Source organism: Streptomyces sp. NPDC054834 (assembly GCF_053611185.1).
Window position 1 is genome coordinate 16,146 of sequence record NZ_JBSGZV010000045.1, and the last position, 23,536, is coordinate 39,681.

The 23,536-nt window shown below is 70.1% G+C and carries 21 protein-coding genes and 3 pseudogenes; 11 read left to right on the forward strand and 13 right to left on the reverse strand.

Annotated features, from left to right (window positions below; all coding sequences use genetic code 11):
* Nucleotides 1-262: 262 nt before the first annotated feature.
* The 5 genes and pseudogenes from ACWGJM_RS38890 to ACWGJM_RS38910 all read right to left on the reverse strand — a co-directional run.
* The gene (locus ACWGJM_RS38890) at nucleotides 263-700 is read right to left on the reverse strand and encodes a transposase (protein ID WP_453416467.1); all 438 of its coding nucleotides are present in this window, start codon (nucleotides 698-700) and stop codon (nucleotides 263-265) included.
* Nucleotides 701-833: 133 nt separating this feature from the next.
* Nucleotides 834-989 carry a helix-turn-helix domain-containing protein gene (locus ACWGJM_RS38895; protein WP_453416468.1) on the reverse strand — a complete coding sequence of 52 codons (156 nt, stop codon included), beginning with the start codon at nucleotides 987-989 and terminating at the stop codon, nucleotides 834-836.
* Nucleotides 990-1,402: 413 nt separating this feature from the next.
* Entirely contained in the window at nucleotides 1,403-1,705 is a 303-nt protein-coding gene (locus ACWGJM_RS38900) for a hypothetical protein (RefSeq protein ID WP_453416523.1), read from the reverse strand.
* Complete coding sequence (locus ACWGJM_RS38905; protein ID WP_453416524.1) at nucleotides 1,702-1,938, reverse strand: hypothetical protein; 237 nt, start codon at nucleotides 1,936-1,938, stop codon at nucleotides 1,702-1,704. The genes ACWGJM_RS38900 and ACWGJM_RS38905 overlap by 4 nt, the downstream gene beginning before the upstream one ends.
* Nucleotides 1,939-2,134: 196 nt before the next feature.
* Nucleotides 2,135-2,215 (reverse strand): annotated as a pseudogene (locus ACWGJM_RS38910) (IS6 family transposase); the annotation flags it as partial.
* 596 nt (nucleotides 2,216-2,811) lie between these two features.
* Between ACWGJM_RS38910 and ACWGJM_RS38915 the strand changes: the two are divergent.
* The 11 genes and pseudogenes from ACWGJM_RS38915 (at nucleotide 2,812) to ACWGJM_RS38965 (ending at nucleotide 16,327) form a co-directional block, all read left to right on the forward strand.
* Entirely contained in the window at nucleotides 2,812-3,747 is a 936-nt protein-coding gene (locus tag ACWGJM_RS38915; RefSeq protein ID WP_453416469.1) for an ABC transporter ATP-binding protein, read from the forward strand.
* Nucleotides 3,744-4,482: pseudogene (locus ACWGJM_RS38920) on the forward strand (ABC transporter permease). Before ACWGJM_RS38915 ends, ACWGJM_RS38920 begins: the two are co-directional and overlap by 4 nt.
* Nucleotides 4,483-4,538: 56 nt before the next feature.
* Nucleotides 4,539-4,700, forward strand: a pseudogene (locus ACWGJM_RS38925) (histidine kinase dimerization/phosphoacceptor domain-containing protein); the annotation flags it as partial.
* Between the two features lie 266 nt (nucleotides 4,701-4,966).
* Nucleotides 4,967-5,104: a thiopeptide-type bacteriocin gene (locus tag ACWGJM_RS38930; RefSeq protein ID WP_453416470.1), complete on the forward strand. Its 138-nt coding sequence runs from the start codon at nucleotides 4,967-4,969 to the stop codon at nucleotides 5,102-5,104.
* Nucleotides 5,105-5,323: 219 nt separating this feature from the next.
* A complete protein-coding gene (locus tag ACWGJM_RS38935; protein ID WP_453416471.1) occupies nucleotides 5,324-7,687 on the forward strand; it encodes a lantibiotic dehydratase in 2,364 nt (787 codons plus the stop codon).
* The gene (locus tag ACWGJM_RS38940; RefSeq protein WP_453416472.1) at nucleotides 7,681-8,700 is read left to right on the forward strand and encodes a lantibiotic dehydratase C-terminal domain-containing protein; all 1,020 of its coding nucleotides are present in this window, start codon (nucleotides 7,681-7,683) and stop codon (nucleotides 8,698-8,700) included. The genes ACWGJM_RS38935 and ACWGJM_RS38940 overlap by 7 nt, the downstream gene beginning before the upstream one ends.
* 1 nt (nucleotide 8,701) lies before the next feature.
* Nucleotides 8,702-10,177, forward strand: a complete 1,476-nt coding sequence (locus ACWGJM_RS38945) for a hypothetical protein (RefSeq protein WP_453416473.1) — start codon at nucleotides 8,702-8,704, stop codon at nucleotides 10,175-10,177.
* Nucleotides 10,174-12,084 (forward strand): YcaO-like family protein, encoded by a 1,911-nt coding sequence (locus ACWGJM_RS38950; RefSeq protein ID WP_453416474.1) that lies wholly within the window; start codon nucleotides 10,174-10,176, stop codon nucleotides 12,082-12,084. Before ACWGJM_RS38945 ends, ACWGJM_RS38950 begins: the two co-directional genes overlap by 4 nt.
* 14 nt (nucleotides 12,085-12,098) lie before the next feature.
* Nucleotides 12,099-13,451, forward strand: a complete 1,353-nt coding sequence (locus tag ACWGJM_RS38955) for a hypothetical protein (RefSeq protein WP_453416475.1) — start codon at nucleotides 12,099-12,101, stop codon at nucleotides 13,449-13,451.
* Nucleotides 13,448-14,410 (forward strand): lantibiotic dehydratase C-terminal domain-containing protein, encoded by a 963-nt coding sequence (locus ACWGJM_RS38960; protein WP_453416476.1) that lies wholly within the window; start codon nucleotides 13,448-13,450, stop codon nucleotides 14,408-14,410. The genes ACWGJM_RS38955 and ACWGJM_RS38960 overlap by 4 nt, the downstream gene beginning before the upstream one ends.
* A 489-nt stretch (nucleotides 14,411-14,899) precedes the next feature.
* Nucleotides 14,900-16,327, forward strand: a complete 1,428-nt coding sequence (locus ACWGJM_RS38965; protein ID WP_453416477.1) for a VCBS repeat-containing protein — start codon at nucleotides 14,900-14,902, stop codon at nucleotides 16,325-16,327.
* Here ACWGJM_RS38965 and ACWGJM_RS38970 read toward each other — a convergent pair.
* The 8 genes from ACWGJM_RS38970 to ACWGJM_RS39005 all read right to left on the reverse strand — a co-directional run bounded on the left by ACWGJM_RS38970 (nucleotide 16,251) and on the right by ACWGJM_RS39005 (nucleotide 23,445).
* Complete coding sequence (locus ACWGJM_RS38970; RefSeq protein WP_453416478.1) at nucleotides 16,251-16,946, reverse strand: CYTH domain-containing protein; 696 nt, start codon at nucleotides 16,944-16,946, stop codon at nucleotides 16,251-16,253. The genes ACWGJM_RS38965 and ACWGJM_RS38970 overlap by 77 nt on opposite strands.
* 43 nt (nucleotides 16,947-16,989) lie before the next feature.
* Nucleotides 16,990-17,745, reverse strand: coding sequence for an ABC transporter permease (locus ACWGJM_RS38975; RefSeq protein ID WP_453416479.1), 756 nt, complete (start codon nucleotides 17,743-17,745; stop codon nucleotides 16,990-16,992).
* A gap of 3 nt (nucleotides 17,746-17,748) precedes the next feature.
* Nucleotides 17,749-18,498, reverse strand: coding sequence for a hypothetical protein (locus tag ACWGJM_RS38980; protein ID WP_453416480.1), 750 nt, complete (start codon nucleotides 18,496-18,498; stop codon nucleotides 17,749-17,751).
* A complete protein-coding gene (locus ACWGJM_RS38985; RefSeq protein WP_453416481.1) occupies nucleotides 18,495-19,439 on the reverse strand; it encodes an ATP-binding cassette domain-containing protein in 945 nt (314 codons plus the stop codon). Before ACWGJM_RS38985 ends, ACWGJM_RS38980 begins: the two co-directional genes overlap by 4 nt.
* A gap of 2 nt (nucleotides 19,440-19,441) precedes the next feature.
* Entirely contained in the window at nucleotides 19,442-20,782 is a 1,341-nt protein-coding gene (locus tag ACWGJM_RS38990; protein ID WP_453416482.1) for a metallopeptidase TldD-related protein, read from the reverse strand.
* Nucleotides 20,779-22,128, reverse strand: coding sequence for a metallopeptidase TldD-related protein (locus ACWGJM_RS38995; RefSeq protein WP_453416483.1), 1,350 nt, complete (start codon nucleotides 22,126-22,128; stop codon nucleotides 20,779-20,781). Before ACWGJM_RS38995 ends, ACWGJM_RS38990 begins: the two co-directional genes overlap by 4 nt.
* A gap of 16 nt (nucleotides 22,129-22,144) precedes the next feature.
* Nucleotides 22,145-23,248 (reverse strand): PqqD family peptide modification chaperone, encoded by a 1,104-nt coding sequence (locus ACWGJM_RS39000; protein WP_453416484.1) that lies wholly within the window; start codon nucleotides 23,246-23,248, stop codon nucleotides 22,145-22,147.
* Between the two features lie 71 nt (nucleotides 23,249-23,319).
* Entirely contained in the window at nucleotides 23,320-23,445 is a 126-nt protein-coding gene (locus ACWGJM_RS39005; RefSeq protein ID WP_453416485.1) for a hypothetical protein, read from the reverse strand.
* Nucleotides 23,446-23,536: the final 91 nt, after the last annotated feature.

Sequence of the window (23,536 nt, forward strand, 5' to 3'; positions counted from 1 at the left end):
AAGCAACCTAGATCAACTGTTCCAACGTGACCGAGATCACGTTTACATGCCGTCCGAAAGCCTTTGAGTAGGTCAGTGCGGGATCAGGCACCCATTGAATGTGCAATGAGTCGGCACAATGTGACGAGATCCTGTCGATCCGAGTGCACATTCCGGCCGTCATTCTCCACCCCGGCGAATTTCAGCCGTCACGAACAGGCCGCCAGGCGTTGAGAGGACGGATAGCCGCGACGCTGAGGTTGAAAGGGTGGAGTGACGGAGTTCACGGAGGCTTCAGCTCGAGGCCGGTACTGGCTATGAAGCCGTCGAGGATCTCCGGTCGGCGTTGGATGCCGCGTAGGCGGTTCTTCACGAGTGGGGTGAGGTCGTCGATCATGAGAGGTGCAAGGTTGGCCAGGGACTTCTTCAGGGGAGCCCAGACGCCTTCGACGGGGTTGAGGTCTGGTGCGTAGGGTGGGAGCTTGGCGATGGTCAGCCAGTCGCTGTTGCGGTCGCAGAACTCCCGCGAGGGCTTGGCGCGATGGGTGCTGGCGTTGTCCCACACCATGATCAGCGGGGCATTGCCGAGTTGCCGACGGGCAGAGGTCAGCAGGTCCGCGAACTCGCGGGTTGGGAAGCCCTTCTTCTCGCCGGTCCGGCCCCGGTACGTCTGAGTTCTGTAGATCGGGCGGGGCTCGCGGCCCTGCCTGACGCAGATCATCCTGGCCATCAAGACCCGACCGGAACCCTTGCCCGTCACCCTGACCAGCGGCGTCCTGCCTCTGTGACCAGGTGCGCCCCTTGCCGGGTTTCAGGTCCTGTCACGGCCTCGTCCTCAAGGACTATCCACGCGCTCAGGAGCTGGGCCGTCCTCTTACCTGTGACCACTGCTCCGTCCGCCACCGGGCGACGGCCTGTTCGTCCCGCTCACTCGCTCTGTGCGCGGGGACCTGCGGCGACCAGCCCAGCCGGTGCATCAGGTAGGACACTCCGCGCGGGGTGTAGACCATGGATCAGCTCCGCGACCCTCGCCAGGGTCCACCGCTGGTCCTCCGTCCAGCCGTGCGCCGCCGGCCCCCAACTCGGCCTGCAACCGCTCCGCCTGGACATCGCCCAGTCGGCACGGAAAGTCCCCCCTTGGAGGCCAGGGCCGCGCTGCCGCCCTCGCGCTAGGCGGCGTGCCAGGCGTACGCCGACTTTCGCGACACCCGTAACCTGCGGGCCACCTACCTCCGGCGGCCGCACCCCCTGCTCGAACATCTCCGCGGCATGGAAACGCACTGCTTCGCGCTTCGCCCGCCCCGTGGCGGTCAGACCACCGCCATTCCCGTACCTCATGACGAGGATGTAGCACCGCCAACGCAACCTCAGCGGGAACACACCGGGGCTGTTGCAAGGTCTGACGATCTTGGATCATCGTTGGTCAGGCAGGCCGAGGAGGCCCAACGGGCGGTGAATGGACTTCGGGCATCTCGCGGAGCCCGGCGGCGATTTTCGGTGACCTGCCACTCGTAGCTGGTTGATCGCGAAGCTGCGGAGGGTGGCCATGTTGTCGGGGACCGTCGCCGGTGCGGATCTTGGAGGTGTACTCGGTGAAGGTGGCGTCACGGACGAAGCTCAGCCGGTTCTCGACCACCCATTGCGAGCGCGCCAGTTGCCCGAGCCGCTGGGGTGATGCCTGGCGGGCGGTGATGTCGGTGAATGCGTAGGCGGTCTGCCGTGTCACCTTCCCGAGCGCAGGTCGGTGCGGTGGCGCAGGATTTTCGCGGCCTGCACCGCGTGAGGGAAGCCCAGCCCGCCCAGGCGGGCGAGGGTGTCCTGTGGCCTGGCGGATTGCGCCGAGGACGGTGGCGGGCAGGGGTTGGGCCAGTCGTCGGGTTCGACGAGGTGGTGTTGTCCGGCGAACCATACGGTGGCCAGGAACGAGGCAGCGGTGCGTTGGTGGAGGTGTTCGCGCATGCCGCCGTGCCGGCGATGGTCCCGGCTGCCTGTTCGATCTGTACGTGAGCGGCCCTCTCCAGGTCTGGTTGGAGTGGGCCGCGGCCATACTGGATTGAGCTTCATGCCCTCGCGAGCGAGGTGGTCCAGGATGCGTTCGTAGATCTCCCAGTCCTTGCCGCCGGCCCTGAACGTACTTGATGAGAATCGCAGCGATGCGCATGGCCCGTTCCTGTTGCTGGGTCAGTTGGTGGCTGTTCTCGGCTCTGTTATTGAGGTACTTCGAAGAGGCGCTTTCGCCTCGGCCGGGCACGCCCAGAGACTCTTGTCCGCCTCCAGCGGGATCTCACCCCGCTCCCGGCTCCGTCGCCACCTCCTCACCACCCCGCGCCTACCGACACGAAATGACCGGACGCTTCACCATCTGGAACCAGGTCACCGGCAGCGCTCGAGCGACCGCCTGGCGGCGGCACCACCCGGCAGGCGGACGCCTCCAGCAGGCCTCAACTCGCCTACCACACAACTAACGTGACAGTGCACATGTACACCTCCCGGCGCATAGCACCGCGATCCTCGGCTACATGATCACCGCGGCGTCCAGCTTCTGGATCGCCTGTACGGCCGTGCTCGCGCTCGTAATTCGGTTCCTTCGAGGCGTTCGCTCCGTCCGGTTGAACCTCAGCGCCGGAGCCACGGCACTCAGCCTGGCCCTGCCCCTGCTGGTGGCCTGGGCGAGCGGCAGTCTCGCGCTGCGACTCGGAGCTGGCCGAGGCCCGCCGCCACCACGCTGGCCTGCAGTGAAGCGCCCGTCGGATGTCATCCGGTCCGCATGACATTTGTCACCCGGGACTAAGGACCGCCGACACTGCCTCGCGCCCCCGCACCGCGGTCAGGATGGGCGCCATGGCAACGACGGCGACCACTTCCAGGTACACGGCGGTGGAATTCGTACAGGTGACCAAGAGTTATGGGGACGTCCGGGCGGTGGACGAGCTGTCGCTCGCGCTGCGGCCGGGGGAGACCGTGGCCCTGCTGGGTCCGAACGGTGCTGGCAAGTCGACCACCCTCGACCTGCTGCTCGGCCTCAAGCAGGCGGACAGCGGCACGGTCAGACTCTTCGGCACCAGCCCGCGGGAGGCGATCGTCGCCGGACGCGTGAGCGCTATGCTGCAGAGCGGCGGTCTGATGGACGACGTTACCGTGGGCGAGCTGGTGAAACTCGCCTGCGATCTGCACCCCAAGCGGTACAGGACCGACGTCGTGTTAGCCGTGGCTGGCATCTCCCGGATCGCCGACCACAAGGTCAATAAGCTCTCCGCCGGCCAGACCCAGCGCCTCCGGTTCGCCCTCGCCACCGCTGGCGACAGCGACCTGATCGTCCTGGACGAGCCGACCATCGGCATGGACGTCTCCGCCCGCCAGAACTTCTGGGCCACCATGCGCGAGCAGGCTGACCAGGGCCGCACCGTCCTCTTCGCCACCCACTACCTGGAAGAGGCCGACTCGATCGCCGACCGCGTGCTTGTGCTGCACCGGGGCCGGCTGCTGGCAGACGACACCGCCGCCGAGATCAAGGCGAAGGCTGGTGCCCGCCGGATCTCCTTCGACCTGCCGGACCCGATCGACGAACCTGCGCTGAGCGCCCTGCCGTTCCTCGCCTCGATCGACATCTCCGGCCGCACCGTACGCATCCAGTCCACGGACGCCGACGCCACCGTCCACGCGCTGTACGGACTCGGCGTCCACCCCCGCAACCTCGAAGTCACCGGGCTCGGGCTGGAGCAGGCGTTCGTCGCCATCACCGAGGCCGAGGAGGCCAAGCAGTCGTGACCAGTCTGATCAAGCTGGAGCTTATACGCGCCCTGCGCAACCGCAAGTTCATGTTCTTCTCGGTGATCTACCCGTAGGCCATCTTCCTCATCTTCGCGAGCAGTGCTGGTTCCAATGCCACGGTCGGCGGCAGCGGTCAGTCCGTGGCGACCTACCTGATGGTCTCGATGGCGTCATTCGGTGCCCTGACCGCGGTCTTCATGGACACCAGCGAACGCATCGCTAGGGAGCACGAGAGCAGCTGCGTACGCCAGTTGAGGCTGACCGCGCTGCCCGGGCGCTGCTACGTGCTCGCCAAGACCGCTAGCACCACCTTGGTCAGTCTGCCGTCCATCGTCGTCGTCTTCCTCGTCGCTGCGGCCCTGAAGCACGTACGCTGGACGCCTGGCAGTGGCTCGCCCTTACTGGCGTCATCTGGGTTGGCAGCCTGGTCTTCGCGGCGCTCGGCGGCGCCATCGGCTACGTCGCCAGCGGGGACGCGGTCCGCCCCCTGTCGGTGATCATCTACTTCGACCTGTCGATCCTCGGCGGCCTGTGGATGCCCTCGACGAGCTTCCCGAAGGTCCTCCAGGACATCGTCAAGTGGCTGCCGACCCACGCGTACACCTCCCTGGGGCGGGCGATCGAGCAAAGCCACGCCCCGAGCTCCAGGACGTCGCCATCCTCGCGGTCTACTTCGCCCTGTTCGCTGGTAGCGCGGCGTGGCTGCACCGCAAGGACACGCTGAAGGCGTGAGCGCGATGGCAGAGGACCGAAGCAGCGCCGAGCTGAGCGAGGCGTGGGCCGTCCTCGACCGGCTCGGCCACTGCCTCGCCTTGGTCACGGTGAAGAGCGAGCTGGCCGGGCGGATGCTGCCGGACCGCCCCGAGGAGGCGGCACGGCAGCTGGCCGACATCGAACGGGTCAGCCGCCAGGCCCTCGCGGACGCCCGGGAGGCCGCGATCGGTCTCCGGTGCCGGGGATAGCGGGAAATCCCGGTTCCCTTGAATCATTTCCCGCTACACATTTTCGGCCACTGCACATTTTCGGCCACTGCGCATTTTCGCACGGTGCCGCCTCATTCTTACCGGACGCCCTGATTCCAGTTGTGTCGACAAGGGCGACCTCGAATAATGGGCTTGACTCGTTCGAACGTCAGCTTGATAACATCCTTCACGGAATCAACAGATCCCGCCGGGCTATCTATTTTCGGGGCCTGGCGTATAGGGAAGGAGGCTCCATGAATTCGGTCGATTTCGACTTCGAAGAGTTCGCCCTGGACGAGATTGAGGTCGAGGAAGTGCCGGACAGCACTGGGCTGCCAGTACTGGGCGCATCGGGCTCGGGTGGCGCTTGTTCCTGCTGCTGCGTCAGCTGATGACGTCCCTGAGGGGGAGGAGACTTTCCTCCCCCTCAGGGGCCTGTCTATGTGCAGCTGTTCCCCGCTCGGGAGCAGGGAAGTCGAGTGGAAGCGTCGTCATCCGTGGAGCAATCCGTTTTCTCTGTTGCTGATTTGGTACTGACCAGAGTCAATCTCCTGCCCTTCACTCAGCCGACCTCCGCGGACCGGCGGGCGAAATGGCGCGGTCTGCGGGAAGTGAGCGCCGCGACTCTGTTCTCGGCGCGCGAGGCCGATGATTTCCTGCACCGGCTCATCGGGCGGCTTCCTGCGGGGGAGGAATCCCGTGCGGCCGTACGACTGCGCCGCCGGATACGCGCAAAGCCGACCACACCTGTACCGGAACAGCGTGCAGAAGACGCACAGCTGCCGGACGTCGTCGCCTGCTGGCAGAAGAACGCCCTCGCCTACGCCGATGCACTGACCGACTTCGCCGCGCAGGCGGCAGCCGAGTCGGACCGGGAACGCGCGGTGCTCGCCGGCCTGTGCGGGAACAGCACCTTCGCCTCGTCGCTGGCCCTGGTCAGTCCAGACCTGGACCTCGCACGGCTGCGGTACGCGGCGCACGCGGGCCGCACCAGGCGGGCGGACCGCAAGTCCGAGCCCCGGCTGCTCGGTTACGCCCATCGCGCGATGCTCCGCACCAGTCCCCGCTCGCAGTTCACCGCCGTCTGCCTGGGGCCGCTCACGGACTCCCCGGATCACGGCGACAGGCCCGGCGGGCGCCGGGCCGTACCGGTGGTGCGCCAACGCTCCGTCGACCTGCAACGCGGCCCGCTGCTGGCGGTCGGCGAGGCCCTGCTGCGCGAGACACCGGGGCAGGAGCCGGACTTCGTACGGCTGGCACCGCTCGTCGCTGCGGGCCGCGGACGCCTCGGATTCCTGCGTACCGGCGCTGGCGCGACGCAGTCGGTCACCGTCAGGCGCACGGCGCAGGTCGACGCCCTGGTGGGCCTCGCCCGTTTCGGCGTACATGCCCGGCACGACCTCATACGACGGCTGGCACGTCGGCTGGGCTGCCCGGAAGATGCCGCCGCGAGCGTGCTGCGTGCCGTGCTGCCTGCCCGGCTGCTGGTCCCAGCCCTGCCAGTAGACGAACAGTCCGCAACTTTCGCGGACGACCTCGCCGCGGCCCTGCGGTCCTATGGCCCGGCGGCCGAACCGCTGGCCCGTCTCGGCGGGATCACCCGCGCGCTCGCCGAGGACGATCCCACGCGTCGCCGGCCGCTGGTGGAACAGTTCCGCGACACCTGCCGCGAGCTGCCCCGCGCCGCGGCCTTGGGCGTCCAGATCTACGAGGACACCCTGGCCGAACCGGAACCGCCGCCTGCTCCGCGCACCGCCCTGGCCGCCTGCGCCGCCCTACTTCCTGTGCTGCGGGCCTTTGACCTGAAGACCGATCTTCGGCTCGGACTGCACGATGCCGTCCGACACTTGGGGCCGCGGCTGAGCATCACGGAGGCGGCGGAGGACCTCGCCGCGCACGCCGCCCACGCCGCGGGCGCGCCCGGACGGATGTCCGACCCTCGCCTCGCCGCCTGCCTCGGCGAGGTGAGGGAATACCGCCGTGCCGTTCTGACCGACCTCGCTGAACTGTTGGCCTCGTTGCCGCCCGGACAGGAGGCCGTGCTCGGCGAAGAGTTGGTCGCGTGCTGGCGGCGCTCCCTCCCGGAGTGGCTCGACGGCTCGGCCGCCTCGTACGCTGCGATGCTCCAGGAGGCACCGGGCGGCTTGTGGGTGTGCAACGGGATCCACGCGGGCACCGGTGTCCTGCTTGCCCGCTTCCTGCGGTTGGACGCCCAGGCCGGCGGGGACGCGCGGAGCCGGCTGCGCGTGCGGCTGCGAGAGCTGCTCGGGCCTGCAGTCGCGGAGGACCGGGCCTGCCATGGTGTGAACACCGGCGTTCATCCGCCCCTACTCGATCACGCTATGACCCCCGACGACTGGGCCGGCGCCGTCATTGAGGACACCGCCATGCCCGGCAGACCGCGGCTGTTCACGCCGGACGGCCGGCGGCCGGTGGTGATCGCCTCCACCCGCTGGGACCTGCTGCCCGCCCCGAGTCGCATCGCCTCCTGGCTCCAGGGCGGCGGCCTCGTCCAGCCCGCCTACGACCAGGTGTATCGGGGCCGTACCGTGGGCGGGGACGGCGTGCTGCGCGTGCCGCGCATCCGGTACGGCACCCTCGTCCTGCAGCGTGCGCGCTGGTACCTGCCGGACCTGAGCAGGCTGGCCGACGCGGCCACCGGCACGACCGCCGCGCTCCGCCAGCTCCTCGACATGGCCGCGCGGTACGGCGTCCCGGACGAGGTCTTCTGCAAGCAGCTCCAGCAGTGGCAGCACGAGGCCGCGTCCGCCCCCGACTTCGAGGCACCGTTCCCGCGCCTGCCCAAACCGCGGTACGTCCACCTGGCCGGCTCTCTCGGACTGCGGGCACTGGCCCGTGACGCGGCCGAGTTCAGCCGTCCCTACCTGGAGGAGTGCCTTCCCGAGCCCGTGGAAGCGGAGCATGTCCGGGAGCACGTCTACGAGTTCGACCGGCGCGAGGAAACTCGATGCTGACCGTTCTCCGCGTCTACGACTACGCCCCGCGCAAGGTGGACGTCCTAGCCCGTGCGGTGTTACCCGTCCTGTCGGAGCTGCGGGCCGAGGCGGGGCTGCCGGTCGGCTTCTTGACCCGGCACTGGGACGGCGGTTCCCACCTGGCCTTGCACCTCGGCCCGGGAGTGCCGCCGGTCGGCGGGGCGGCACGGCTGCGGGAACGGACGGCGGCCCTCGGTGAGCCGCGGCCCGCCTGGAGCCAGCAGGAGTACGACGCCTTCCGCGAGGCCCACGAGCGCATCGAGCGGCGACCGGCCCGGCACCTGACCCCCTACCCGCATGGCACGGTTCTCGAAGACCGCGATGAGCGGGTGTTCTCCGCGCCTGACGACGTACGCCACGGCCTGCTGACTGCTCTCGCGGCCGTGCTGGGCGCGGAGTTGCGGCCCGGGACGGCGACACGCCAGGCGCCCGGGCTGGCCCTCAGACTGATGCTCGCCGTCGGCTCTGTCTACCCGGGCGGCCTGCGGTTCGGCTCGATCTCCTACCGCTCCCACGCGGAAGCCTTTCTCCACTCCCGTGCCGACTCCGCCGCGCTGCGGGCCCGCTTCGAGCAGGCCTATCAGCGGCAGGCAGCCGGTCTGCGGGAACTGCTGGCCGGCGCGCTGGCCGATCCCGGCCCGCTGTCGGGGCACACGGCGTTCGCCGACGCCTACACGAAGCTGTCCGATCCGGTGCTGGCCGCGGACATCCGCGACTTGCTCGACTCCGCCGACACCCGCCACGGTCACGGTCCGGCGGACAGGACGTTGCGGAGCCCGTTCCACCGCACCCTCTGGGACAGCGGCTTCGCCCAAGATCCGCCCGCAGGCTTCCTGTCCTACCGTCTCCTCGTCAACTGGCTCTACGAGGTCCTCCCCCTGCTGGATGTCGCTCCTGCGAACCGATACCTGTACTGCTATTGCCTCGCCCAGGCCGTGGATGAACAGCTGGGCGAAACATGGCAGGAACGCCTGGAAGCGAGGCACTTCTGACATGCGGATGAAACTGCGCCCCAGCACGCTCTACGGCGCTGGCGAGGACGGCGTCTTCCTCCAGACCCCTCGGGGCTCCTTCACTCTCAGGCTGCCCGCGCCGCTGATCGAGCCGACACAGCGATGGCTCCGGGCGCTGGAGGCCCCCGCAACGATGAACGACCTGCTGGCGATCACGGGTGGCAGCAAGGCAGCGGCGGTGGCCGAGCGGGTGCTGCGGCACCTCAGGGAGCGCGGGGCACTGCTGGAAGTACCGGACACCGACCCCCATCCCGGCCTGCCGCCTGCGGTCCGCAGCTATCTGGAGAGCCACGCCGAAGATCCGTACCCCGCGATGAAACTGCTGGCCGGAGCCAGTGTCCTGGTGCGCGGTCCCGCGCACACCGCGCAGGCGTGCGCCGCCGCCCTCGAAGAACGCGGCATTCGCTGCACCGTGGCAGACGCCGCCGCGGACACCGTCCTTCAGGACCCGGTCGGCACGGTGCGGGTCACCCTGGGCCGGGCCGGCCGGTGCCTGTGGGTGGCCGCCACAGACCTGGCGCCCGACGCCGACCATACGCGTGAACTGCGCCGCCGTCTTGACCGGCCGGGCGAACCCCGGCCCGCGGCCGAGCGGCTCGCCGCCGTCCTCGCCGCCGACCAGGCATTCCGTGAACTCGTCAAAATACCGGGGGCGTTTGGCGCTGTGCACGTGGTGGACTCCTCCCCGCTCGGATGGCGCACCGTCCAGGTCGACAAGCGCCCTGGACCAGCCCCGGACACCGCCACTGCCCTGGCACCCGGCCTCTCGGCGGCGGACGAGTTGCTCGGCCTCTACCGGTTCGAGACCCCTGACGACTGGGACCAGCTCCCCGCGTCGCTGGCCCGGATCGTCCCGGGCCCCGGCGCGACGATCCATGAGGCGGCCACGGGCTGGGGCTACACCGAGGCGGACGCGCGGCACACGGCCCTGCGCTCCTTCCTGCGTGGCGCCACCCCGGGCCGGGGAGCGGGGCCAACGCAGGGCGCCGCCGTTCTCGACGCTGCTCTGCGTCTCCTCGCCCGGCGCCTGCTGGAGGATCCGGTAACCGGAGTGAGAGCCGAACCGCCCGCCGCGACGGCCGAGTTCATCCCGGGAGCCGTCTGCCGCGTGTACCCCGCCGCCCCGGGCGGTGCCGTGCTGGCCGAGGTCCGTGGCCCTGCTGGGTGCGGTGCGGGCTGGGGCGAGAGTACCGAGAACGCACTCGACCGTGCCGTCGGCGCCTATCTGGCGCTCACCCGACGCGTCAGGTTCGGCGCGGCGGCACTCTCCGAGGGCGTTCTCCTCGACAGTGGGATCGCCGACCGGATGGCGGTCCCGGGCGCGGACGCCGTCGCGAGGGCGGAGGACCTGCTCGGTTCCCCGGTCCGCTTCCAGGCAGACCCCCCGGACCTCCTGCTCGGACACGCGCCCCTTGCCAGCGGCCGGTTGCTTGTCGAGGAGGGGCTGACCACGTGAGGGACGTACGCATCCACCCTGACACCCGGCGGCCGGCAGACCTGGAGTGCTTGCTGGACCAAGCGGCCGCCCGACTCAGCGCACGGCTGCTCGTCGTCGGCGGACACGATCGCGCATGGGAGTCGGCCGCAGTGGCCGAGGCGCGCCGCGACGGCGTCGCCCTACTCACGCTGCGGTTCTGGTCGGACGAGGCTGAGATCGGCCCCCTGTGGTCCGCACGGGCGGCGGACTCGGCAGACTCCGCGGTGGGCTGCCCGGTGTGCCAGGTTGGCGCTCACCTGCGCGCACGCGGCATCGAGAAGGCCCCTGCACGCCTGTACGTGACCCCGGGCACGGAAACGGCACTGCAGGAAGCCGCGCGGCGCCTGCTGGAGGTGGTCCTGTGCGAACCCCTCGCAGCGGGGCAGACCCTCGTGGCCTCCCGCCACGGCCTGGCTCGGCACCGCGTCCTGGCCCGCACCGGATGCCCCTGCGCCATCTCGGAGCCGGACCTGGACCGGGAGCCAGAACTCAACCCGGAAGCCGAGCTGAAGCGTGCCGATGTCGCAGCGGACCCCGCTGGCCCGCTGCTCGACGCGGACCTCAGGCAGCCGCAAGCGGCGGAACTGTCCCTGGAACGCCTGCACGACCGGCTGGTGGACCTGCGCCACGGCCCCGTCCTCGCCCTGCAGAACATCTCGGAGGCACCGGGCGGACTGGTCGCCGCCGTCCACTCCCGCGACGAGAAGTCTGCCCAGACGTCCGGATACGGGCGGGGCCGCACGCTGGGATCCGCCTCCCGCCTGGCGATCCTCGAACGCATGGAACGCGCGGGATCGGAGGCCGCGCTGCTGTCGGCGCAGCCAGTAACGGCAAGCTGGGAGGAGATGGCGGAGCGGGCCCTGGACCCGCGCGCCCTCGGCGAACTGTCGGCCGAGCAACTCGCTCATCCGTCCTGCCGGGTGGACCCCTTCGCCCCCGATCTCCCTGTGCGCTGGGTGCCTGCCCGCGTCTGGGGAACGGACCGGTTCCGGTACGTTCCCCTGGAAGCGGCCTCATACCACGCGCGCGCCAAGCCCCTCCCCGGGCGGCCCTGGGGCCGGATCCTGTACGAGTCCTCCAACGGCTGCGCACTGGGAGCGAGCCTTGACGAGGCCGCGCTGCACGGCGTCCTAGAGGTCGTCGAGCGGGACGCCTTCCTGCTCACCTGGTGGGCCGGGCGCCCCGTGCCGCGGATCGACTGGGGCTCGGTGCGCGACACCACCACACACGGGCTGAGAGCCTTGATGCGCAGGGCGGGTTACGAGGTGGACCTGTACGTCGTCACCCAGGACGTCGCCCTCCCGGTGGTGTGGGCGCTGGCCGTCAACGCCTCCTCGCACGACCGGTACAGCTTCACCGCCACCGCGGCCCATCCCGACCCCGTCAGCGCGGTGCGCGCCTCCGTGTCCGAGCTGGCCTTCATTGTGCTCAACGGCACCACCGTGCGAGACCGCGCCCGGGCGCTCGCCCTGCGTGCGAACCCCTGGAACGTGACGGTCCTGGACGAACACGTTCTCTGGTACTCCGTGCCCGAGGCGGCGGAGGCGCTCGAGCCTTTCCGCTCCGGCCCGCTCGTCCCCCTCCAGGAGGCGTTCGGCGCCGAATGCCGCATGCCGCCCCGGACGCGACCGCTCGCCGAGGTCAGGAGCGACGTGCGGGCACGCCTGCGCGCCGCCGGCCTCGACGAGGTGCTCGTCGTCGACCAGACGGGACGCGAGCACCGGGCCGCAGGACTGCACGCGGCCCGCGCGCTGGTGCCCGGCGCCATCCCCATGACCTTCGGATACGCGCACCAGAGAGTATTCGGACTGCCCAGGCTGCGTTCGCTCGTCGGACCGCCGGCCGACGGGCTCGCCGAACGTCTCACAGTCCATCCCTTCCCGTGAGAGCGGATGCACCCATGACGCAGGAACAGACCGCGCGACGAGACGCGACGGAGGCCACGAAGCGGCAGCTGCGGACGATCCTCGGGGCGATGCCCACGGGAGAATCGGCCCTCGATCCCCGGGCCGACCCCCATCGCCAGCCCGTGCGCCTCGCCCTGGCCGCGGCGGCCCGCGGACGGGTCCTCCACGATCCGCGACCGCGTTGGGACCTGTTGCGGCGCCTACAGTGGCCCGCTCCCGGACTGCCCGCCGACGTGGACCTGCCCTCTTTGGCCGCCACCGCCTGCGGGCCGATCCGCTACGAGATCGACAACCGGTTCGCCGAACACCGTCCCTACCCGTCACCCCGCTCCCGGTTCCCTGTCCGTGTGGCGGTGAGCGAGCGGGGAGATGACACCCGCCTCTTCGTGCCCGAAGCCGACGCATTCCTCCCCGTCCCCCTCGACACGGCGCTGCCAGCCGGAACGGTGGAGACCTGCGCGATACCGTCCGCCCTGCCCGACTTCTACGGCCCGCTGCGCCCCGTCCTGACGGCGCTGGAGACCGGACACGTCCTTGCCTCCCTCGCCCTGATCGGGCAGGCGCTGGGCAGACCGCTGGAGGTGGCCGGGCCGGCTTCGCGCCCCTGGACCGCGTGGTTGGCGCGGCAGGTCCCGGACGTCGTACCCGGGTACCGGATGACGGACGCAGCGAGCGCCGTAGAACGCCCCCTCGGCGCCGCGCGCCGGAGCTGGGCCGAGACAGTCTGGCTGCGCAACGGCGGCCGGGCCCCCAAAGGCGCCACCGGATTCTCCGCCGCTCGGACGCCGGTGAGCGGGGACGTCTGGCGCGACGCCTTGCACATACTGCGCCATGCCGATCCGGGCCTGGGCACGCTGCGGCCGGCCCGAACCGTGCTGCACCTGTACTGCTGGGTGCGCGACGTGCACGGCGTCGGGGACGGGCTGTACGCCGTCGACAGCGACGGTGCCGCAGTGCAGGTGGGTGACCTGGCGGCCGCGGACGTCGGCCTCGCCGTCAACGTGGCCCCGCTGCGCTCGCTCGTGTTCGACGTGCACAAGTGCTCGCTGGTGTGGATGTTCGTGGCCGACCTGGAGCGGGCCACGACCCGGGGCAGCGACCCCCAGGCCATCGCGGACGACGTGCTGGCGGCCGCCGGATGGCTCGCCCAGCACCTGTCGCTCGCGGCCGCCGCCCACGGCCTGTTCGCCCGGCCGCTGCGCAACTACGTCGGCGAGCGGGCCGCCGCCGCGCTGGCCCTGCCGGACGACCGGCAGGTCATGTACCAGTTGGCCTGTGGCGTGGAGCGCTTCACCGAGCCGGGGCTCGACGTCCGCCCCAGCGGCAGCCGAGGAGACCACACGTGACCTCCGTACCGCCCGAACTCGGCACTCAGGGCTGGCTGTCGTGGCACATCCACCTCGCGGCCGACGCCTCCGGAGCCGACCTGCTCACCGGGCTCGTCGCCGGCCCGCTCGCCGGTCTGGTCGCCGAGCAGCTGCGTGCGGGCCGCATCCGGCGCTGGTTCTTCATCCGCTACTGGGAGGGCGGACCCCATCTGCGCCTGAGGATCCTGCCCGCCCCGGGCGACCACCGGGCAGCCCTCGACGCCGCGGTGCGCTCCGCGTTCCATGACCTGCCCGCCGACGGCCACGATCCGGCCGCCTATCTCGGCCTCGTCCGCTTCGCCGCCCGGGCCAGTCTGCTTACCGACCCGTCCGTCGACCCCAGGCTGGCCGCCCAGGTCCGACCCCCAGGGGTGTATGGCGCCCGCTACACACCGGAGACCGACCGCTACGGCGCCGGAGCAGAGCTGGCCGCTTCGGAGCAAGTGTTCATGATCTCCAGTGACCTCGCGCTCCGGTGCGCCAGGGCGGGCCTCGACGACCTGCGCCGACGACTGACGGGACTGGAGGTGGTCCTGAAGACTGCGTGGCTCGCCGCCGCCGACGAGCCCGACGCCTGGCTGGTCCGGTACGCGCAGTTCTGGCGCGACTGGAACGCGCGCAGCCCGGCCGAGGTCTTTCCCGCCGACGCCGTCGCTGAGCGGGCAGCTGCCTGGGCCGCGGCCCTGTGCGAGCGCGGCGGGATCACGGCGCCCGCCCTGACAGGGCGGCACTCCCCAGTCACCGCCTGGGCCGCAGCGCTGGCGGACCTGCTGGACCCGGCAGGCGGTGTCACACCCTTCCGGGCGGGACATCGCGGCAGCCTGTGCATCTCGCACAGCCACATGACACTCAATCGTCTGGGGCTGCTGGTGCACGAGGAGTTCCTGCTGATCGAGACGGCGCGCCTCCTGGCCACTCCGAGTACTGCCACCAGCTGACCGTAACTCAGGACTTGCTGCCCGACGCTCTGGAGACCATCATCGACGCGGCCAGCACCCTGGACGACAGGGTCCATCGAATCCTGTGCGAGAGCGGCCAGAGCGTGTGCTCCCGATCAACCGTTGACGATGCAGCCGGCTGCAGACCGCGGCCGCCACCGCCCGCTGCGCGATCCGGGCCCGCAGCAGACGCCCGACATCCTGTTGTCAGAGAGGCCGCCCAAGATCGCCGACGCCTGCTGCGCTCGCGGGCCCGGCGCTCGGACGGGCCTGTGGTACCGAACAATGGGGCGGATCCCGCGGTGTTCCTGCATGTGTGATGCGGCCGTCAGGTTGCGTCACGCTTCGGCGCTCGGGAGCCTCAGCGGTGTCTGAACACTGGATGCGAGGTCTTTCGGGGGCGGCTTCGGGTGCTTCGCGGGGCTGCCCTTACGATGCCCTGACTGCGGCGCACGCCAGGTATTTCGAGGGGGAGGGGAATCCAGTCTGATGGTGAACAGACCTGGCATGTACGGCGGTTGGAGAGCAGGAGCGTTTCTGGTTGCCGTCGTCGTGGGTGCTCCGCTGCTGTCGACTACGACGGCGGTGGCTGTGCACGGGGCGGTGCCCGGTGACTTCAACGGCGATGGTTACCGTGACGCGGTGCTGCCGGCGCCGGGGGCGAACGTGGCGGGCAAGCGGGGCGCCGGTGCGGTGGTCGTGCTCTACGGGTCGAAGTCGGGGTTGTCGACGTCGCGGCGGGCGACGATCACGCAGAACACCGCGGGTGTGCCGGGGACGGCCGAACCGGACGACGGCTTCGGTGCCGCCACCGCGACGGCCGATCTGAACCGGGACGGCTATGCGGATCTGGTGGTTTCCGCCCCGTACGAGGACACCGCGCGGGGCAAGGACGTCGGCACGGTGACCATCCTGTGGGGCAGCAAGCACGGACTGACCTCCGGCACCGACCTGCCGGCGACCACCGCCGGCGCGTACTACGGCCTCGACGTGGCAGCGCTCAGCACCGGCCCCGGCGCGAAGACCAAGGTGCTCGTCGCCGGGTACGAAGGGTCAATGCGCTTCACGGGGCCGTTCAGCCGCCGCGGCACCTATGGCGAGGCCGTGGAGAACCGGGACACCCCTTCCGTTGGAAGCGTCGCGCTGGGCGACTTCGCCAAGACCGGCTCTCCAGACGACGTTTCCCTCACCGTCCGGCTGAGCGGGCTGAGCGGCGGCGAGGTCTACATCGACCCTGTCATCGGCGGCGCGCAGCAGACGGGCAACGGCCTGATTGCGGCCACGGGGGATGTCAACGGCGACGGATACGCCGATCTCGTGGTGGGAGACCCGGACGAGCCGGGCAGGGACGGAGTGGACGGTGCGCTCGGTGGCCGGGTGCTGCTCTGGTACGGCTCGGCGCACGGCATCGCGCGGGACGCGAAGCCGGTGCAGCTGACCCAGAACACCCCTGGTGTTCCTGGTGCGAGCGAGAAGGAGGACAGATTCGGTGGTGCCCTCACGGTGGCCGACCTGAACCGTGACGGGCTGGCGGACATCGTGGTCGGCTCACCGATGGAGGACACGGGCCGCAGGAACGCCGGTCAGGTGACGGTCATCCCCGGCCGCCGCAGCGGGGCCCTGGGCGGCGGCGCCTACGCCTTCACTGAGGACACCGCCGGTATCCCCGGAGTCGGCGAGGGTGAGGACGCATTCGGTACCACCGTCGCTGTCGGCGACATCAACAAGGACGGCAAACCGGAACTCTTCATCAGCGCCGCGGAGAAGAACAGCTCCACCGGCGCCGTCTGGGTCCTCCCCGGCGGCGCTAACGGTCCCACCACCGAGGGCAGCCGCATGATCACTGCCCCGTCCGTCGGCTTCCCGCAGAGGGACAACACCCTCCTGGGCGGCTACGGACTCCTCGGAGGCATCTGAAGCGGGACGCGTTCACGTGGTGCCGGCCGCTCGCCCCTTGCGCACGGGCTCGCACCGCGTGCCCTTGCGATGCTGTACCGGAGGGCCGCGGCGGCGGACAGGCTGCCCCGGGGACGGCGGGCACCGCCACCGTCCCCGGGGCAGGTCTCCGGCCAGCCGCGGCCAGCTCACGGTTACTCCACGCCGGGGCGCCCGTGAGCTCGTCACCGAACCAGTCCGGCGGCTCGAACGCCCTGGCCGCGTCGACACTGTCGAACTCGACCTCCACGACCCGCAGTCCCGCCAGCGCCCCGTCGTACACGTCGACCTCCGCCGTCGCCCCGTCGAGCGGGGCCTTCCAGCGCCGCTTGCTCAACCTGTCCTCCCGGGCCAACTCCCACAGCTGCGCGAAGACGTCGTCGATCTCGAACTCGACCTCACGGCGTACCAGGGGGTCCCCCTCTTCGTCGGAAGCCTTCACGGTCATGACCCGGGCGGACCCCTTGGCGCGCACCCGGATCTCGATATCAGCGCCCAGCGGGCTGAGGTAGGCCTGGCGCAGGCACACCGCCGAGGCGTCGGCCGGCACATCCCACCCCTCGGTGACCTTGAACTTGCGTTCGATCTCCACGTTCGTCATCCGACCTCACCGTTGTCCTGCCCGCCCCTACCGCGGGGCGGGGTCACGTCAGCTCCGTGCGGTGAGCGGCCCGCTTCACCGCCCAGACCATGAAGCACGAGCTCACCGCGAACCAGCCCGCCCCGACGGCGACTTCCACGAGCAGCTGCCCGCCGTCCCAGTGGGCTCCGGCGAGCCGCCCGGTCACCGCGGCCATGATGTGCGTCAGCGGCAACACGTCACTGACCGGCCGCAGGAAGCTCGGAATCCTGTCGTACGGCACGAGCGTCCCGGTGAGCATCATCAGAACCAGTTCGGCGGAGTTGGGCCCGATGAACAGGTCCTCGACCACGAGCGCCAGCGCGGACAGGGCGACACCGAACCCGGCGGTGGTCACCACGGAGAGGGCCAGCAGCCCGGTGAACGGCAGCACCTCGATGGGCAGCTCCCCGTAGAGCAGACCGCACACCAGGTACGTCCACAGCCCGCCGAAAACGCCGTCCGCGATGTGCGGCAGCGCGCGCTCGCAGGCCGTGGCGAGTTTGTTCTGGGGAGCCGCCAACCAGATCCCGAGGGTTCCGTAAGAACGCTCGTTGCCGATCGACAGGGCCATGCCGTAGACGACGGCGCCGGCGCCCGCCAGCAGGCTCGAGCCGATGAGCATCCGCCCGATCGAGGCGCCGTAGTAGGAGGAGAGCGAGATGAACGCGATCGCCATGCCGACCGGCCGGGCGAGGCGCGAACTGAGGTAGCCGAGGGGGTTGAGCCAGGTGAAGAGGGCCTTATAGGAGAGCAGGGCACCTTTAAGCACGGTGGTCATCGATCAGACCTCCAGGGGGAGGGACTTGCGGCGGGCGGCGGTCTCCAGTCGCTGGACGAGCAGCACGACCAGTACTCCGTAGCCCAGAGTGAGCAGCACGGCCACGCCAAGGTCTGCGGCCGAGCCCCCGCGCACCCACGCCATGATGTGCGACTGGGGCAACAGCACGGCGACTGCCTGCACCGGTCCCGGCAGTGCCGACTGCGGTACGACCAGCGCGGAGAGGGCCATGATCAGGCCGGTGAGGCCGTTGGTCATGCCGGCCGAGTACGGGAAACGGAGCACCGCCACGGCGAGCAACCCCACGACGGACGCCGTGGCCAGCGCGAGCAGCACACCGCCGACGAGCCAGCGACCCCAAGCGAATCCGCCGTCGACACTCCAGATCAGCGCCTGGATTACGAACGTACCCGGCAGCGCGATCAGTGACTGGACCGCGATGCCAGCGAGCCGCCCGAGCACGACGGGCGCCAGCCCGCCGGGGCTTCCGAGAGCCGCGTACAGCGTCTTCCACTGCTTCTCACCGAGGAGGCTGAAGACCACGAGGACGATGATCGAGTCCAGCATGCCGATCCCGGCTGTGCCGACGGACACGTCGGCCCTGACGTCCTCGTATCCTCGTCCGGACGCCATGTTGCTGTGGATGACGAACGCGAAGGCGCAGGGGAAGGCCAACGACTTGAACACGGCCATGGGGCTCGTGGCGTGCATGCGGAGCTGGTCCACGACCGACCTCAGGAAGGTGGTGTTCACGCGGCGCCCACCATCTCCAGGAAGACGTCCTCAAGCGTGGGCGGGGTGACCGACACGCTCACCGTCTGTCCCGGGAACCGCTCCAGAACCCACTGCACGGCTGCCGCCCCGTCCGTCGCCCGCAACGTCACGGACGTGCCGTCACGTTGCTCGCTGAGCACACCGGGACAGGAGGCCATCGCCTCGGGCACCGCGCTGCCGGCGAAGACCACGTTCACGGTGTGGCCGAGCCGGTCCGCCGCGGCCAGCCTCAGATCAGACGCGGTGGACTCGGTCTGGACACGGCCGCCCTTCATCAGCACGATCCGGTTGCTGAGTTCCTCGGCCTCGCGCATGTCGTGCGTCGTCAGCAGGATGCTGCGGCCCTCGCCGGAGAGCCGGGCCACCAGCGCGCGCATCGACGCGGCCGACTGCGGATCGAGGCCCGTGGACGGTTCGTCGAGGATCAGGACGGCCGGGTCATGAAGCAGCGACCGGGCCAGGTGCAGCCGCTGTTTCATGCCCCGGGAGAACGAGCCCACGAGATCCGCTGCCCGCTGCTCCAGGTCGACAGCGGCCAGGAGTTCGCCGGCCTTGCTCTTGAGGGCCTTGCCGCGCAGGCCGTACATCATGCCGAAGAAGGTGAGGTTCTGTTCGGCGGTCAGCCGGGGATACAGACCGGTGTCACCGCCGAGGCTGAAACCGCATGCAAGGGAGGCCCGGCGGCGGTCGCGCACCACGTCGTGCCCGTCGACCAGGACCGTGCCCGAGGTCGGCAGGAGAAGACCGGTCAGCATGCGGACCGTGGTGGTCTTGCCGGCGCCGTTCGGCCCGAGCACGGTGACCAGCTCGCCCGGCCGCACGGTGAGGTTGACGTTGTCCACCGCCTTGCGCACCTTGCCGTCACGGGTGCTGAATTCGCGGCACAGGTTCGTCACCAGGAGCCCACGCTGGGTCGTCAAGATCACACCTCACTTTTCGAGCGCAGTCGGGAAAGGTCCATCGACAACTCCGCGCCACCGACGGAGAAGGGACCGGGAAAGTAGGAGACGGTCTCGCCGACTCCCGTGATCGCGGTCAGGAAGTCGGCGGCCTCCCCCTGAACCACGAGCGGCACGTACGGGTGCAGCGGAACGCCGTCCGCCGCCCGCACCGCGAGCAGCCGGAGGGCCAGCCTCCCGCTCGACCGGTACTCCGCCATGCCGAGGCTGCGGACGTCGGCCACCACACAGCGGTCCCCGGCCCAGGGGCTGTCCGGGCGGCCGCCCGGCTCCAGGCTGACGTTCGTCGCGGCCGGCAGCGGGAGGTTGCGGACTGGGTCCCAGCGGGCGTGACCCGTCAGCCGCGTGGCCCGCCCGCCGCCCGTCCCCGCCGCCGATGTGAGGCGAGTGGCGACGGTCTGCTGGATCCCCTCCCTGGTCACGAGTTCCATGGCTCCCGTCGGGGTGCCTTCGCAGTCGAAGGCGCGTGCCGCGCAGCCGTCCGCGGTTCGCCCGTCGTCGATGATCGCCGTGCACAGCTCGGCGCAGTCCGTCAGAGGGTTGATCAGCAGGGTGGCCACGACTGCGCGCAGCAGCTGTGCGGCGGCCGATGGTGTGAAGCACACCTCCTGTCCGCTGAAGGACTCGGCGGCGGCGCCGAAGGCGGCGACGGTGAGCGCCAGTTCGCGCCCCAGTGCGGCCGGATCGAGCCGGTCCAGGGTGACCGCGTAACGGGAGAGCGAGGCGACGGCGGTGCCGGCTGTGGCCGCGGCCACAGCGTGCACCTCCACTCCGCGGAAGCTGCTCACTCCACGCGTCCCGGCGGATTCAGCATGGACCGACTCGCTGAGCACCTCGGACACGGTCAGCCCTCGTAGTGCGCACCCCGGTCCGATGCCCTCCGTCAGGTGCGCCAGGAGGGGACCGGGATCGGCAGCCAGCAGCTCCAGCCCGACCGGCGTGTGGGCGTCGCTCCGGTCGTCGGCGGCCGGTGCCGGGTCGTGCAGCGTGCTCGACGCGGCGGGTGGGCAGGAGCGGCCCAGAGGGAGCTGCGCCCGCGCGGCCTCCACGATCCAAGCGGCCTCGTCGGCGGCCGCGTCGGGCGCGTACACGTACACCTCACGGCTGTGGCGCGCCAGCAGCACGTAGCCGTCCAGCTTCCCTTGCTGGATGCTCAGCCGCCGGGTGCCGGACGGGTCGGTGCCCAGGGTGCGCCGCGCGGAGCGGGCGATGTGCGCGAACGACCGCTCGCCGGGCAACAGACTCGCTTCGACGGCGTCGGCGACGGCCAGCGCTTCGCCGGTCCGGGCCTCCAGTTGCCTCATCCGGCACTCCAATCAAGCGCCGCGTAGCGCATCGACGGGGAGTAGATCCCGATTCCCACTGACTGGCCCTGCTTGCCGCAGGTGATGTTGTCTCCGCCGAAGTCCGACCCGATGCCTTCGAGCCGGGACAGGGTGTCGAGCGCGTCGCCGAGGAGGCTCACGTCGCGCAGCGGCACGCGGTCGCCAGTCGGTGTGGCGTAGGAGCAGTTGAGGGCCGCGAAGGAGGACTCCCCGGTGCTCAGATTGATCATTCCGGCGCCGAGGCAGCCGACGTGGAGCACCCCGGTCCTCGGATCCTCGCCCAGCAAGCCGGGGTCCTCGGCTCCGGAGAAGGCCACGGTGTTAGTGGCCCGGGGAACCGCCAGGAACTGGTAACTCTGACGGCGGCCGTTGGCGGTGGGCGGGTAACCGCCGCGCTGCGCGGCCCGCAGGGAGGTGACCGGTGTGCCGATCTCCCCGTTCTCCAGCAGCGTGGTGACACCGGCTGCTCTGCCCTCGTCGTCGATGGTGTACGAGCCGTAGCCGTGCGGCACCGTGGCGTCGTCCAGCAGTGTGAGCCCGGCGGGCAGGGCGCCCGGCTTGCGCAGGCGCGTGATGTAGTCGCTGCCGAGCGCAAAGTTGTCGGCTTCCAGTGCGTGGCCGACGAGTTCGTGCAGAAACCCGGCAGCAGCGGCGGGACCGAACACCACGGGGGTCCGGCGCTTGCCGGACACCGTCGCCGCAGCCGAGTTCCGTGCGTGGCCGAGCGCGACCCGGGTGATCGCGTGGGCGCCGGGATGCGTCCGCTCCTCCGTACCGTTTTTGAGCCAGCGGCTTAGGCCGCGGTAGCGGCGGCCGTCGACCGTCAGGGTCACCTCGACGCGCTGACGCAGGGTTCGCGTGGTGGTGGCGGAGCGGACGCCCGCCGTGTCCGCAACGGCGATGCTCCGGCACACGAAGTCCTCCACCGACCGGATCGAGGAGGTGCCGCCGCTTTCCGGCTGCTCCGGTACGAGCCAGGCGGAGGCATCGAAGGGAGTGAAGCCCGCGGCGGTGGCGCGGGAAGGCCAGAGCGGCGTCCTGGCGTGCCCCGACGCGCCGAGCCAGCTCACCAGCACGGGTATCTGTGAGGGGGCCACCGCCTTGAAGCGCCACACCCCGTCCTTCGACACCAGACAGCCGAGACCGTCACGCGGCTCCACACCGGTCGCCAGGATGTCGCCATCCACGCACTCGACCCGCACGTGGAGGGTGGACTCGGCGAAGACCTGAACGTAGTCGGCCGCCGCCCTGAGCTCGCCGAGTGCCCACTCGGCGAGCTCCAGCAGGCGCTCGACGTTCGGTTCGTTCGCAGACGCGAGGCTCATGACCGGCCGCCCACGGTCAGACCGTGTCGAGGAAGGAGAACGCCTCGGTGCCGACGAGCCCTCGCTTCTGCAGGGCGGCGAGCACGGCTTCCACGCGCTCCCGCGTCATCCCCTCGAGGACGGGCACGCGCTCCGCGAGTGACTGCACCCCGGCCACGATCTCGTCCACCGAGCGTCCGTCGCACAGCGCCCAGACGTACGCGGGCTGCTCCTTCAGGACGAGCTGGCGATTGAGTTCCCAATGGAGCAGTACGCCTTCGGGGATGCGCAGCACGTTGAAGGTGGTGCTGCGCCACAGGCCTGTTCCCCGGGTGCCGTGCTGCCAGGACGGCCAGGCACTCAGCGGCACGCCGGCCTCGGCCAGGAGCTGGCTGACTGTGACGCAGGTCTGAGTGAACAGCACCAGAGACTCGGCGCCGTCCGAGCCGCCCTCGGTCCATGCGCCCCGCTGGTAGTGGCTGAACAGGTCGGTGGGGAAGCCGTCGACAGGCGTGCGGGCGAGCTGCTTGTACACCCACTTGTTGCTGAAGTAAAGGTCTCCGGAGGCGGCGGCGACGGCCTTTCCCGCGTAGGCGACGAGTTGCTGGCCCGCAAACGCGGCGGTGTCCAGGTCCCCTTCGGCGGCTGCACCGAGGAAGTCTTCGAGGTGTCCGTTGAGCGCGCTGGCGAAGTAGTTGATCGCCGTACGCCGAACAGCTGCAAGAGAGTCGGTTATCCGCCGCCGCATCCGCAGCAGTGCCTCCGACTCGGCCACCGTCTCGGAGGAGTTCAGCCGGAAGACGAAGTCCAGACCGTCCGGCAGCTTGTGCAGTGCGGTGAGGCCGTCCCGGCGCAGCTCGAACGTGGCAATTTTCTCGACCATGGCTTCGACTTCGGCCAGGGAGAACCGCTCGACATCGACCCGGTGGCCGTCGACGCTGTACTGACCCGCATCGCCACCGATCGGTACACCGGGCTTGAGCAGGACGAACAAGTCCGCATCGCTGGTGGGGTTACCGAGGCCGGCAGTGAGGCTCCCGGCAATGTATACAGAGTCGATGGCTTCACCCGCGTCCGCCGCCAGTGCGTGGCCGAGCTTCCGGGCAGCCTCCATCTTCTCTTCGATCGCAGAGTTCCCCATCTCGGTGGGTCCTTTCCAGTGACGCGGTTCTGACGTGGCGGGAGCCGGAGAAGCCCCCGCCACTGCCTTCATCAGACGTTTGCCGTGTTGGCGACGTTCGCCGTGTTGGCGACGTTGGCCACGTTCGCCATGTTCTCCTCGTTGGAGTCGAACTCGACGATGTCCTCGTCCAGTTCGATCACATTCAGGTCCTCCATGACACACCTCCTCAAAAGGAAATCGACTCTCACAACGCGAAGGCACGCCGTGACCTGCGCAAGCAGACCTCGGACAGCCACCAGCGCGCTG

Bases quoted from the DNA above. Each gene is read 5' to 3' on its own strand.
- ACWGJM_RS38890 (WP_453416467.1), bottom strand. From the start codon at position 700: ATGATCTGCGTCAGGCAGGGCCGCGAGCCCCGCCCGATCTACAGAACT.
- ACWGJM_RS38895 (WP_453416468.1), bottom strand. From the start codon at position 989: ATGGTCTACACCCCGCGCGGAGTGTCCTACCTGATGCACCGGCTGGGC.
- ACWGJM_RS38905 (WP_453416524.1), bottom strand. From the start codon at position 1,938: ATGCGCGAACACCTCCACCAACGCACCGCTGCCTCGTTCCTGGCCACC.
- ACWGJM_RS38915 (WP_453416469.1), top strand. From the start codon at position 2,812: ATGGGCGCCATGGCAACGACGGCGACCACTTCCAGGTACACGGCGGTG.
- ACWGJM_RS38930 (WP_453416470.1), top strand. From the start codon at position 4,967: ATGAATTCGGTCGATTTCGACTTCGAAGAGTTCGCCCTGGACGAGATT.
- ACWGJM_RS38940 (WP_453416472.1), top strand. From the start codon at position 7,681: ATGCTGACCGTTCTCCGCGTCTACGACTACGCCCCGCGCAAGGTGGAC.
- ACWGJM_RS38945 (WP_453416473.1), top strand. From the start codon at position 8,702: ATGCGGATGAAACTGCGCCCCAGCACGCTCTACGGCGCTGGCGAGGAC.
- ACWGJM_RS38955 (WP_453416475.1), top strand. From the start codon at position 12,099: ATGACGCAGGAACAGACCGCGCGACGAGACGCGACGGAGGCCACGAAG.
- ACWGJM_RS38965 (WP_453416477.1), top strand. From the start codon at position 14,900: ATGGTGAACAGACCTGGCATGTACGGCGGTTGGAGAGCAGGAGCGTTT.
- ACWGJM_RS38970 (WP_453416478.1), bottom strand. From the start codon at position 16,946: ATGACGAACGTGGAGATCGAACGCAAGTTCAAGGTCACCGAGGGGTGG.
- ACWGJM_RS38975 (WP_453416479.1), bottom strand. From the start codon at position 17,745: ATGACCACCGTGCTTAAAGGTGCCCTGCTCTCCTATAAGGCCCTCTTC.
- ACWGJM_RS38990 (WP_453416482.1), bottom strand. From the start codon at position 20,782: ATGAGGCAACTGGAGGCCCGGACCGGCGAAGCGCTGGCCGTCGCCGAC.
- ACWGJM_RS38995 (WP_453416483.1), bottom strand. From the start codon at position 22,128: ATGAGCCTCGCGTCTGCGAACGAACCGAACGTCGAGCGCCTGCTGGAG.
- ACWGJM_RS39000 (WP_453416484.1), bottom strand. From the start codon at position 23,248: ATGGGGAACTCTGCGATCGAAGAGAAGATGGAGGCTGCCCGGAAGCTC.
- ACWGJM_RS39005 (WP_453416485.1), bottom strand. From the start codon at position 23,445: ATGGAGGACCTGAATGTGATCGAACTGGACGAGGACATCGTCGAGTTC.